Genomic DNA, 11,479 nt, shown 5'->3' on the forward strand with positions numbered 1-11,479 from the left:
GGCTCCCCCCTCCCCTCCCCCCACCGCCTCATGACCCCCGACCTGGCCGGCGCCCGGTACCGCCGACTGCCCACCTCCGCGGGGCCGGTCGACCTCTGGTGGCACGTCAGCCCGCGGCGGCCGCCGCTCCGCGGGCGGGTGCTGCTGGAGCACGCCGTCGCCGCCCACTGCGCCCGCCCGGCGGCCGAGGTGACCGTGGTGGCCGACCCGCTCGGCCGTCCGGCGCTGCCGCTGAGCGGCTTCCCGCCGCTGCGCCTGTCCGCCGCGCACAGCGGGCCGGTCACCGTGGCGGCGGTGCTCCCCGTCCGGCACCCCGGCACGCTGCTGGGCGTCGACGTCGAGCACCTGGCCGCGCCGCCGTCCGCGCAGTTGCTGGACCTGGCCCTGACCGTCGCCGAGCGGGCCGCGCTGGCCGAACTGCCGCCCGCGCTGCGGCTGTCGGGCTTCCTCTCGCTCTGGACGGCGAAGGAGGCGGTGGCCAAGGCCGTCGGCTGGCCGCTGCTGCGGGCCCTGGTGGACGTGGAGATCGGCCTGCGCCCCCGGCCGGTGCTGGCCCGGCTGGGCCGGGACCGGGCCCCGCGCGGCTGGTTGCTGGTGCCGCTGCGACTGCCCGGCCGCCCGCACACCGCCACCCTCGCCCTGCACGACCCACCCCAGCGGATCCGACCGTCCCGGCCGCACCGCCCGCCCCTCCGTCCCTGCCGCTCGCCCCACCCCCGACGGGAGCACCCCCCATGGACCTCACCGGGAACGTCGCCCTGATCACCGGCGGCACCCGCGGCATCGGCCTCGCCATCGCCCACACCCTGCACGCCCACGGCGCCCGGCTGCTGCTCACCGGCCGTTCCGAGCGCAGCGGCCGGGCCGCTCTCGACCGCCTGGGCAGCGGGCCCGACCTCGCCTTCCACCCGGCCGACGCCACCGTCCGGGCCGAGGCCGAGGGCGCGGTGGACGAGGCAGTGCGGCGGTACGGGCACCTGGACGTGGTGGTCAACAACGTCGGCGGCGCCACCGACTTCGCCACCGTCGCCGACATCACCGACGAGGTGTGGCACGGGACGTTCGCCCTCAACCTCGACTCCGCGCTGCACACCACCCGCCGGGCGCTGGCCCACCTGCTGCCGCAGCGCTCCGGACGGATCGTCAACATCGCCTCCGTCGAGGGCCGCGACCCGGACCCGGGGCTGTGCGCGTACGCCGCCGCCAAGCACGCGCTGATCGGGCTGACCAGGGTGCTGGCCAAGGAGGTCGGGGGGTACGGCGTCACCGCCAACTGCGTCTGCCCGGGCGCGGTGGAGACCGACTGGTTCACCGAGCAGGGGCCGCGGGCGGCGGAGGTGCTCGGCACCGACTACCCGGGGCTGGTCCGGCACTTCACCGGCCGCACCGTCACCGGCCGGCTGACCCGCCCGGACGAGGTGGCCGCGGCGGTGCTGCTGCTGGCCTCCCCGGCGGGCGCGGGCATCACCGGCGCCTGCATCCCGGTCGACGGCGGCGCCACCGGCTGACCCCTTCTTCCCCCCGTCCGCCCGTCCCCCCGTCCCCCGTCCCGTCTTCCCCCGCCCCCATCCACTCCCGGAAAAGTCGTTGTACACCGTAGAAGAACTCCTCTACGGTGTACAACGCACGGCCGACCGGTCGTGCCCGCCCTGTCTGCTGCCCTCCGGGAGTCCCTTTTGTCACAGCCGTCCGTCCCCCTGCCCATCGCCCCGCACCCCCGGCGGTGGGTCATCCTGGCGGTGGTCTGCCTGGCCACGCTGGTGGTGCTGCTCGACAACACCGTGCTCAACGTGGCCATCCCCTCCCTGACGGAGGACCTGGGCGCGGGCACGGCCGACATCCAGTGGATGATCAACGCCTACGCGCTGGTCCAGTCCGGCCTGCTGCTGACGGCCGGCAGCCTGTCCGACCGGTACGGGCGCAAGCGCGCCCTGCTGGTCGGCCTGGCGCTGTTCGGCCTGGGGTCGGCGGCGGCCGCCCTCGCCCAGACCTCCGGGCAGCTGATCGCCGCCCGGGCCGGCATGGGCATCGGCGGCGCGCTGCTGATGACCACCACGCTGGCGGTGGTGATGCAGGTGTTCCAGGGCCCCGAGGTACCGAAGGCGATCGGGATCTGGGGGGCCGTCAGCTCGCTGGGCTTCGCGGGCGGCCCACTGCTCGGCGGCGTGCTGCTGGCGCACTTCTGGTGGGGTTCGATCTTCCTGATCAACGTCCCGGTGGCGCTGCTCGGCCTGGTCGCGGTCGCCCGCCTGCTCCCGGAGAGCAAGGACCCTTCGGGCCGCCGGCCGGACGTACCGGGCGCAGTGCTGTCCACCGTCGGCATGGTCGGCCTGGTGTACGCGATCATCTCCGGTCCGGTGCACGGCTGGGGCTCCGGCCCGGTGCTGCTCGCGGCGGGGGTCGGCCTGGCCGCGCTGGCGGGCTTCGTCGCCTGGGAGGTGCACACCCCCACCCCGATGCTGGACATGGGCTTCTTCCGGAACCGGCGCTTCAACGGCGCGGTGGCGGGCGGCATCCTGGTCGCCTTCGGCATGGCCGGCTCGCTGTTCCTGCTCACCCAGTACCTGCAGCTGGTGCTCGGCTACCGGCCGCTGGAGGCGGGCCTGCGGATGTCGCCGCTGGCCCTGGTGATCGTGCTGCTGAACCTGTCGGGCGTCGGCGCCCGGCTGCTGCCGAAGATCGGCTTCGCGGGTGCCGTCGCCCTCGGCATGGGGCTGCTGGCGGGCGGCCTGGCCGTGGTCGCCGCGATGGGCTCGGGCCACGGGTATCCGGGGCTGCTGGCCGGCCTGCTGCTGATGGGCTGCGGCATCGCGGTCGCCAGCCCGGCGATGGCGGCGGCCGTGATGGGCGCCATCCCGCCGGAGCGGGCGGGGGCCGGCGCGGGCGTGCAGGGCACGGTCACCGAGTTCGGCGGCGGTCTGGGCGTCGCGGTGCTCGGCGCGGTGCTCGGCTCCCGGTTCGCGGCGGGCCTGCCGGGGTCGGTCCCGGTCTCGGCGGCGAAGTCGCTGCCGGAGGCGCTGGCCGCCGCCCCGGACGAGGCCGCCCGCACCGCGGTGCGGGACGCCTTCGCCCACGGCCTGACGGGCAGCCAGCTGATCGGCGCGGCGGCCGTCCTGCTCGGCGGCCTGCTCTCCGCGGCCCTGCTGTACCGGGCCGACCGCCCGGCCCCGGGAGCACCCGTCGCCCCGCAGGAGCAGGACGCCGTCCCGGCCGCGCACTGACGAACCGCCCCCTCCCCGGCTCGGGGCCCGTGCACACCGCGCGGGCCCCGGGCCCTCCCTTTCGGCTCTTGCCGGGCGCCGAGGGGGTACCTCCCAGCCCCCTCGGGACAGGGGGGGGGAGCCGCGCGCTGATCCGACAAGATCCGAAAGAGAGGCCCCAAGCCGTACGGTGTGGAAGCACCCGTCGAAGTGAAGGAGCAGCGTGGCCACCAAGCGAGCCTCGCAGGTCAAGAAGAGCGTGTGGATCACCCCCGGCCCCGTCCGGGGCCGCCGCTCCCCACGGGCCGGCGAGGGCGGTCCGGGCAGCCTGGACCGCGAGGTGATCGTCGCCGCGGCGATCGGCCTGCTGGACGCCCAGGGCGAGGCGAAGTTCTCGATGCGCGCCCTGGCCGCCCGGCTCGACGTCACACCGATGTCCCTGTACTGGTACGTCGCCGACAAGGACGACCTGCTGGAGCTCGCCCTGGACGTGGTGGCCGGCGAGATGGTGCTGCCCGAGCCGGGCGACGGCTCCGACTGGCAGTCCGGCCTGCGCGCCCTCGCCGTGACGTGGCGGGCGGCGATGCTGGCGCACCCCTGGGCGGTGCGGATCTACGCCGACTACCTGAACATCGGGCCGAACTCGGTCCGGTTCTCCGCCCGCGCCCTGGAGATCGCCCGCACCTCCCCGCTCTCCGAGACCGACGCCATGGCCGCCCTCTCCGCGATCTTCCAGTACACCTACGGCTTCACCTCCACCGAGGTCAACTGGGCCGAGAAGGCCGACCAGGCCGGCACCACCACCGAGGGCCTGGTCGCCGAGATCACCGAGGCCGTCCGCGACCTCCCGGGCGTCGCCGACTCCGGCGTCCTCGTCGAACGCCCCAGCGAGCCCGAACACCTCATCCGCGAACGCGAGTTCCACCGAGCCCTGGACTGGCTCCTCACCGGCATGCAATCCTCCCTCCCCTGAGGGCCGCACGCTGCCCCCTCCTCGTTCCCGAGCAGGCTGCCCGGTGCCGGACGGGGAGCGGAGGTGCTCCACTCCCTCTCCGCCGCCGGGCGATTCGTGCTCGACACGCATGGGGTTCGATGGATGAACCGCCCCGCCGGTTCAGGTGAGTTCCTGTTGGCAGCGCTCCAGCCAGTCGAGTTCGGCCTGGAGGTGCAGGACCTCGCCCTCGATCAACAGGCGTGAGACGCCGTGGTCGGGGGACTGGTCGGCGGTGGCGTGCAGGCCGCGGATGGCGGCGAGGCAGTACGAGCGTTGGAGGTCGATCAAGGTGCGTGGATCGGCGAGACGGGTGCGCGGGGCGAGGACGAGTTTGAGGAAGAACTCCTCGCGGACCTTGGCCCCGTCGGACGGGCGGGCGAACCAGTCGGCGAGGGCTCGTCTGCCGTCGTCGGTGAGGGCGAAGACGCGTTTGGCCGGGCGCCCGTCCTGGGCGACGTCCTCCCCTTCGATCAGGCCGGACTTCTCCAGCCGGCCGAGCGTGACGTAGACCTGCCCGTCGTTGGTGCGCGAGTAGGCCGGGCCGAACGTGGACTCCAGGGCTCTGCGGAGCTGGTAGCCGTGCGCCGGGCCGGTGGCAAGCAGCGCGAGGAGCGGAAGCCGCACTCGGATGCCTCCCTTCGAGGTGAGTGGGGGGAGTGCGCCGTGCGGCCGAACTTCGTCGGTCGTACGCCGGGCGGCTCTCCTGGGCTTTGCCCTACCCCGTTGTGCGCCCCCTTATTCGCCCTGATTCGCCCCAACTGTTGACACTCTCCGTCCCGGGAGGTGACATCTTCATCTCTCGTCTCCTGGACATGCTCTTTGGCCTATACCTAACATCTAGGTATCCCCGAGGAACTGACGAACTGTCAGCCCGGGTCCGTGCCTGTCAGCGCGACCTCCCTCGCGCGCTCCCGTGAAGGTGACGCATGATCACTTCCGTCGTCCCCACCGACCCGCCGCACCCCGCGGAGACCGTCGCGGACTCCGCCGTCCTCACCGCGGACGGCACGTTCCCGGAGGAACGGGCGGCCGCCGCCGCCCCCGACGCGCTGTGGTGGCGCGACGCGGTGATCTACCAGGTGTACGTGCGCAGCTTCCAGGACTCCAACGGCGACGGCATCGGCGACCTGCCGGGCGTGCGGGCCCGGCTGCCGTACCTGAAGCGGCTGGGCGTGGACGGGGTCTGGTTGAACCCGTTCTACCCGTCGCCGCAGCACGACCACGGCTACGACGTGGCCGACTACAAGGGCGTGGACCCGATGTTCGGCACCCTGGAGGACTTCGACCTGCTGGTCGAGGACTGCCGCAAGCTGGGCCTGCGCCTGGTGCTGGACACCGTGCCCAACCACTGTTCGGCCGAGCACCCGTGGTTCCTGGAGGCACTGGCGGCCGCGCCGGGTTCGACGTCCCGGGCCCGGTTCCACTTCGCGGACGGCCGCGGCGCCGACGGCGAGCTGCCGCCGAACAACTGGCGGGCGATGTTCGGCGGCCCGGCCTGGTCCCGGATCACCGAGCCGGACGGCACCCCGGGCCAGTGGTACCTGCACATGTTCACCCCGGAGCAGCCGGACCTGAACTGGCGCAACCCCGAGGTGCCGGTCGAGTTCGAGAAGGTGCTGCGCTTCTGGCTGGACCGGGGCGTGGACGGCTTCCGGATCGACGTCGCCGCGGGCCTGTTCAAGCACCCGGAGCTGCCGGACTCCCCGGACCCGGACGCCGACGAGCGGACCCGCGACTCGGTGAACCCGCTGGCCTGGAACCAGCCGGAGGTGCACGAGGTGTGGCGCTCCTGGCGGGCGATCTGCGAGGAGTACACGGCGCTGGACGGGCGGCAGCGGCTGCTGGTCGGCGAGGCGTCCGTGCCGACCCCGGCCGAGCAGGCCAAGTACGTGCGCGGGGACGAGCTGCACCAGGCGTTCTTCTTCCACCTGCTGCACGCGCCGTGGGACTCCGAGCACTTCCACCAGGTGATCGACGCGGCGGTGCGGGACATCACGGCGACCGGCTCGACCGTCACCTGGGTGCTGAACAACCACGACCAGGTTCGCACCACGACGCGCTTCGGCAGCCCGGAGCGGGCCCGGGCGGCGGCGCTGCTGATGCTGTCGCTGCCGGGTGCGGCGTACCTGTACCAGGGCGAGGAGCTGGGCCTGCCGGAGGTCGACGACCTGCCGGACGAGGTGATCACCGACCCGATCTTCCACCGCACCGGCAACCGCAAGGGCATCCGGGACGGCTGCCGCGTCCCGCTGCCGTGGGCCGGAACCAGGGCGCCGTACGGGTTCAGCCCGGAGGGTTCGGCACCGACCTGGCTGCCGCAGCCGGCCTCGTTCGCCCGGCACACCGCGGAGCGGGCGCTGGCCGACCACACCTCGCCGTACCACCTGTACCGGGAGGCGCTGCACCTGCGCCGGCTGCTGCCGCAACTGGGCGAGGGCACGCTGCGCTGGATCGAGACGCCGCCGAACGTGCTGGCCTTCACCCGGGGCGACGGCCTGCTGGTGGCGACCAACTTCGGCACCGTCCCGGCCCCGGCGCCGGTCACCGGCCAGCCGCTGCTGTCCTCCGGCCCGTGCCCGGCGGGGGTGCTGCCGCCGGCCACCACGGCCTGGTGGATCCTGCCGCGCCGCTGAGGGCCCCGCCCCTGGCGCCTCGCCCCTGGTGCCTCGCCCCGCCCCCGGTGTTCGGCCTGCCGGGGGCGGTCGGCCGGGGGCGCTCTCCCAGGACACGCCCGAAACTCGCAGCGAACTCACACCTTTCCCGAGGTTTGAATCACATAGCCCGGAAATTGAGCTGGAGATAGGCCGGTCTTTACCTGCGGACTGACCGAAATGACCCATTCGGGTGTTCACATCGTGGACATGCGGTCGATGCCCGCAGGTCAGCCCTGTGACAATGGTGCAGACCATCGGTCCCACCCCGTCGACCGACGCGTGTCAGGCGCGCCGCCGACGATCCTCAACGGCGAGGAGGACCAGGGGCACTCCCCGGGACGGGAGCGCCCTCGTGCACCATCCGAATCACGGAAGGTTGTGCCTGAATGCCGGCCACCCCCACCTCCGCCGCGTCCACCGACGCCGGCGCCCGCCTGATCGAGCCGCTGTACCAGGAAGTCCTGCGCCGCAACCAGGGCGAGAAGGAGTTCCACCAGGCGGTCCGCGAGGTTCTCGAGACCCTCGGCCCGGTGCTGCAGCAGCGCCCCGAACTGGTCGACGCCCGGATCATCGAGCGGGTCTGCGAGCCCGAGCGCCAGCTGATCTTCCGGGTGCCGTGGTCCGACGACAAGGGCGGTGTCCACGTCAACCGCGGCTTCCGGGTGGAGTTCTCCAGCGCCCTCGGCCCGTACAAGGGCGGCCTGCGCTTCCACCCCTCGGTCAACCTCGGGATCGTCAAGTTCCTGGGCTTCGAGCAGATCTTCAAGAACGCCCTGACCGGCATGCCGATCGGCGGCGGCAAGGGCGGCTCCGACTTCGACCCCAAGGGCCGCTCGGACGCCGAGATCATGCGCTTCTGCCAGTCCTTCATGACCGAACTCCACCGCCACCTGGGCGAGTACACCGACGTCCCGGCCGGTGACATCGGCGTCGGCGGCCGCGAGATCGGCTACCTGTTCGGCCAGTACAAGCGGATCACCAACCGCTACGAGTCGGGCGTGCTCACCGGCAAGGGCCTGGGCTGGGGCGGCGCGCAGGCCCGCACCGAGGCCACCGGCTACGGCTGCGTGATGTTCACCGAGGAGATGCTGCGCACCCGCGGCGAGAGCCTGGCCGGGCAGCGCGTGGTGGTCTCCGGCTCCGGCAACGTGGCGATCTACGCGATCGAGAAGGCCCAGCAGCTCGGCGCGACCGTGCTCACCTGCTCCGACTCGACCGGCTACGTGGTCGACGAGAAGGGCATCGACCTGGCCCTGCTCAAGGAGATCAAGGAGACCCGCCGCGGCCGGGTCTCCGACTACGCCGAGGCCCGCGGCGAGCACGTGAAGTACGTGGCCGGCACCGGCGTGTGGAACGTCCCCTGCGACGTGGCACTGCCCTGCGCGACCCAGAACGAGCTGCACGAGGCGGACGCCGTCGCGCTGGTCCGCAACGGGGTGAAGGCCGTCGCCGAGGGCGCCAACATGCCCACCACCCCCGAGGCCGTCCGGGTCTTCCAGGAGGCCGGCGTGGCCTTCGCGCCCGGCAAGGCCGCCAACGCCGGCGGTGTCGCCACCTCGGCGCTGGAGATGCAGCAGAACGCCTCCCGCGACTCGTGGACCTTCGAGCACACCGAGGCCCGCCTCGGCGAGATCATGAAGCACATCCACGACTCCTGCTTCACCACCGCCGAGAAGTACGGCAGCCCGGGCAACTACGTGGTCGGCGCCAACATCGCCGGCTTCGAGCTGGTCGCCGACGCGATGCTCGCCCAGGGCCTGATCTGACGCCCTCCTGAGACCCTCCTGACACACCGTCGGGCAACCCGGGCCCGGACCGCGGCGGCGGTCCGGGCCCGCTGCCTTCCCCCCCCCGCCTTCCCGCTGCCGCCGCCGGAGAGGTAGGTTGTGCCGTCCCACCGGGCCCGGCGGGACGGTGCGCACGGGGGAAGGTGGGGATCCGCCATGTCCGGGAAACCGGCGAAGCCGGGGAAGCCCGGGGGGTCGGGAAAGCCGGACCGGACCAAGTACGGGCCGACGCCCGGGCGCGGCGAGCAGCGCGGTCCGGCACCCCGCCGCCGGCTCCCCTCCCCCGTGTCGGCGGTGCTGCGGGCCCTGCTCCCGCTGGCCGGGATCGCCCTCGGGGTGGGCGTGGCGATCGGCGGCGCCGCCGCGATGGGGGACGTCCGCGCGCTGCACCACCGGCCCGAGCTGCGGATGACCATGACCGAGTGCCACACCACCGGCCAGTCCCGGAGCGCGGTCAACCACTGCCGGGGCACCGGCGATCCCGGCAGCACCGGGGTCACCACCGGGACGTGGTACTACAACGGCGCGCCGAACGACTACCGGGTCGGCACCGTCGCCACCGTCCGCTGCACCCCGGACGGCAGCTGCGAACGGCTCGGCGTCGGCAACCACGCCCTGTCCGCCGGCGCCACCGTCGGCGGCCTGCTGCTGGCCGGCGGCGCCCTGACCGCCCTGGTCCGCACCCTGCTGGAGAGCTTCGCCCCGGCCCGCGCGGCGGCCCTGACCGACCGCCGCACCGTTCGCGTCCTGCTGCTGGTCGCCGGGGCCGTCCTGCTGCTCACCGTCGCCGCCTCCGTGCTGTACATGCTCTCCTGACCCGCCGTCAGCAGTCCCGGAGCACCGGAACGGCGGGTCGCACCGGCCGGAACCGCCGCCCGCCGCCGACACTGGCAGGATGCCCGCCCCTTCCCTCCAGCCCGGCCGCCGCACCCTCCTGCTCGCCGGGCTGGGCGGCGCCCTGGCCGCCTGCTCCTCCGGCCACCCCAGCACTCCGACCAGCCCGAGCGGCCCGAACTCCCCGAACAGCCCGAACAGTTCCCCCAACGCCAGCACCAGCACCAGCACCAGCACCAGCACCAGCAGTGCCTTCCCCGCGCCCGCCGCCTGGCAGCCCGGCCCCGGCGAGCTGCAGCCGGACGTGAAGCTGCGGGCCGTGCAGGTGGTGGAGGCGATCGGCGGGTGGCCGCCGGGCGGGCAGGGCATGGCGGCGGCCCGGCAGCGGGTAGCGGCGCTCGGGGCGGACCCGGGGCTGGCCGACCAGGGCGGCGCGCTGCTGGCGGACGCCCCGCGGGCCGCGCTGGAGGTGGTGTACGCCCAGTACGGCGGGCTGTTGGCGGATTCGGCGAGCGTGCTGGTGGTGTGCCGGCAGTGGCTGGCCGGGCCGGACGGGGCGCCGGTGTCCACCGGCAGCACGGTCGACGTCCGGCTGAGCAGCGCCGCGCCCCGGTGGGAGGTCACCGCGCTGCACCCGGCCGATCCGGGGCCCGCGGCGGCGGCGTTGAGCGATCCGGCGACCAGGGTGCTGGCGCAGCCGCGGATCGCGCTGCCCCCGGCGGCGGTGGCGGACGTGCGCGGCGGGCAGGTGCACGACGCGGCGCTCGCGGCGCTGCTGGCGCTGGCGGGGACGTACGCGTTCGAGGTGAGCGTGGTGCGTTCGGGTCATCCGCTGCTGGTGTTCGGCACGGACCGGCCGAGCGACCACCCGCAGGGGCGGGCGTTCGACACCTGGCGGATCGACGGCCGGGCGGTGGTGGATCCGGCGACCCCGGCCGACCTGGTGGACTCCTTCATGCGGGCGGCCGCGGCGGCGGGTTCGTACAACGTGGGCGGGCCGCGGCTGCTGCCGGGCGGGGCGACGGCGAACCAGTTCTTCAGCGACGCCACCCACCACGACCACGTGCACGCGGGCTTCCGGGGCTGACCCGCCGTCAGGGCGTTGACTCGCCGTCAGGTGGTTGACCCACCGTCAACTCGACGGGTGCGTCCACGAATGATTTGCCTTCGTGTCGGGTGCCGCGAGAATGTATGCCCCGCTGGTCATATCTTCCGAATTCGGATCCATCTGGCCCGTCGGCCCGCGGGGCCCGGGTGTCGTGCGGAGGTGGGGTGGGGTGGTGTCGGTGTCGAAGCGCGCGGTCGGGGCCGCCGCGGTGGCGGCGGGGGTCGCGCTGGCGGCCGTTCTGACGGGGTGTTCGGGCGTCCGCTCCGCGCTGGGCGCCGGCTCGGCGGCCCCGGACCACCGGGCGCAGGAGATCGAGCGGCTCAGGGCGGTGCTCGCGGAGCCGGCGGAGCCGTTCTCGGCGTCGCTGTCGGTGAAGTCCTCGGACGACCGGACCTCGGTCGAGGGCCAGGGCACGGTGACCGTGTCGGACGTCCAGACCGGTGCGACCGGGGAGTGGATGATCGCCGGGAGCGCGCCCGCGCTGGTGTACACCACGACGACCCGGGACGCCGTGTACACCCAGCTCGACGGCGGGAAGTGGCGCCGGGAGACCCGCCAGGGGCAGGCCCTGGTCGCCGACCACCGCCAGTTGGCGCTGGCCCTGCTGGCCGCCGACCCGGCGTCCTACCGGGGCCCGGAGCAGCTCCGCTCCGGCGGCACGGCCTACCGCCTGAACGGGCCGCTGCCGGTCGACCGGCTCTCCGACGCGCTGGGGGTGCTGCGTCAGCGGGTGGCCGACCAGCAGGTCCCGCAGTGCACCACCGACCTGCTGGTCGACGACCGGGGGCGGCTGTCCGAGCTGAGCCTGACCTGCGAGGCCGGCACCTACCGGGCCGTCACCTACCTGGGCCTGGACGGGTACGGCCCGCCCCGCGAGGTCCCGCCGCCCCCCGACGCCGATC

Annotated in this window: 10 protein-coding genes; 9 read left to right on the plus strand and 1 reads right to left on the minus strand. The window is 74.0% G+C overall.

What is annotated here, in order from left to right:
- The 4 genes from IH44_RS49565 to IH44_RS0136515 form a co-directional block, all read left to right on the plus strand.
- Positions 1-762, plus strand: a 762-nt coding sequence (locus tag IH44_RS49565; protein WP_304414225.1) for a 4'-phosphopantetheinyl transferase superfamily protein, incomplete at its 5' end; no start/stop codon positions are given.
- Positions 735-1,508, plus strand: coding sequence for an SDR family NAD(P)-dependent oxidoreductase (locus IH44_RS0136505; protein WP_030464134.1), 774 nt, complete (start codon positions 735-737; stop codon positions 1,506-1,508). The genes IH44_RS49565 and IH44_RS0136505, both read left to right, overlap by 28 nt.
- A gap of 168 nt (positions 1,509-1,676) precedes the next feature.
- Positions 1,677-3,221: an MFS transporter gene (locus IH44_RS0136510; RefSeq protein ID WP_051818059.1), complete on the plus strand. Its 1,545-nt coding sequence runs from the start codon at positions 1,677-1,679 to the stop codon at positions 3,219-3,221.
- A 202-nt stretch (positions 3,222-3,423) separates the two neighbouring features.
- Positions 3,424-4,173, plus strand: a complete 750-nt coding sequence (locus IH44_RS0136515; protein ID WP_030464136.1) for a TetR/AcrR family transcriptional regulator — start codon at positions 3,424-3,426, stop codon at positions 4,171-4,173.
- 141 nt (positions 4,174-4,314) lie between these two features.
- Here IH44_RS0136515 and IH44_RS0136520 read toward each other — a convergent pair whose 3' ends face one another.
- A complete protein-coding gene (locus IH44_RS0136520) occupies positions 4,315-4,818 on the minus strand; it encodes a PadR family transcriptional regulator (RefSeq protein ID WP_030464137.1) in 504 nt (167 codons plus the stop codon).
- Positions 4,819-5,120: 302 nt separating this feature from the next.
- On the opposite strand from IH44_RS0136520, the gene IH44_RS0136525 reads away from it, so the two are divergent.
- From IH44_RS0136525 to IH44_RS0136545, 5 genes are all read left to right on the plus strand, one after another.
- Positions 5,121-6,827 (plus strand): glycoside hydrolase family 13 protein, encoded by a 1,707-nt coding sequence (locus IH44_RS0136525; protein WP_232795236.1) that lies wholly within the window; start codon positions 5,121-5,123, stop codon positions 6,825-6,827.
- A 407-nt stretch (positions 6,828-7,234) separates the two neighbouring features.
- Complete coding sequence (gdhA, locus tag IH44_RS0136530; RefSeq protein ID WP_030464139.1) at positions 7,235-8,614, plus strand: NADP-specific glutamate dehydrogenase; 1,380 nt, start codon at positions 7,235-7,237, stop codon at positions 8,612-8,614.
- Between the two features lie 177 nt (positions 8,615-8,791).
- Positions 8,792-9,451 carry a hypothetical protein gene (locus IH44_RS0136535; protein WP_157852586.1) on the plus strand — a complete coding sequence of 220 codons (660 nt, stop codon included), beginning with the start codon at positions 8,792-8,794 and terminating at the stop codon, positions 9,449-9,451.
- A gap of 79 nt (positions 9,452-9,530) precedes the next feature.
- Positions 9,531-10,556: a hypothetical protein gene (locus IH44_RS0136540; RefSeq protein WP_081967345.1), complete on the plus strand. Its 1,026-nt coding sequence runs from the start codon at positions 9,531-9,533 to the stop codon at positions 10,554-10,556.
- A gap of 199 nt (positions 10,557-10,755) precedes the next feature.
- The coding region (locus IH44_RS0136545; protein WP_157852587.1) for a hypothetical protein at positions 10,756-11,479 on the plus strand (724 nt) is incomplete at its 3' end.

Source organism: Kitasatospora sp. NRRL B-11411, from assembly GCF_000721345.1.
GTDB classification, from domain to species: domain Bacteria; phylum Actinomycetota; class Actinomycetes; order Streptomycetales; family Streptomycetaceae; genus Kitasatospora; species Kitasatospora cineracea.

Bases quoted from the DNA above. Each gene is read 5' to 3' on its own strand.
- gdhA (WP_030464139.1), top strand. From the start codon at position 7,235: ATGCCGGCCACCCCCACCTCCGCCGCGTCCACCGACGCCGGCGCCCGC.
- IH44_RS0136535 (WP_157852586.1), top strand. From the start codon at position 8,792: ATGTCCGGGAAACCGGCGAAGCCGGGGAAGCCCGGGGGGTCGGGAAAG.
- IH44_RS0136540 (WP_081967345.1), top strand. From the start codon at position 9,531: ATGCCCGCCCCTTCCCTCCAGCCCGGCCGCCGCACCCTCCTGCTCGCC.
- IH44_RS0136525 (WP_232795236.1), top strand. From the start codon at position 5,121: ATGATCACTTCCGTCGTCCCCACCGACCCGCCGCACCCCGCGGAGACC.
- IH44_RS0136505 (WP_030464134.1), top strand. From the start codon at position 735: ATGGACCTCACCGGGAACGTCGCCCTGATCACCGGCGGCACCCGCGGC.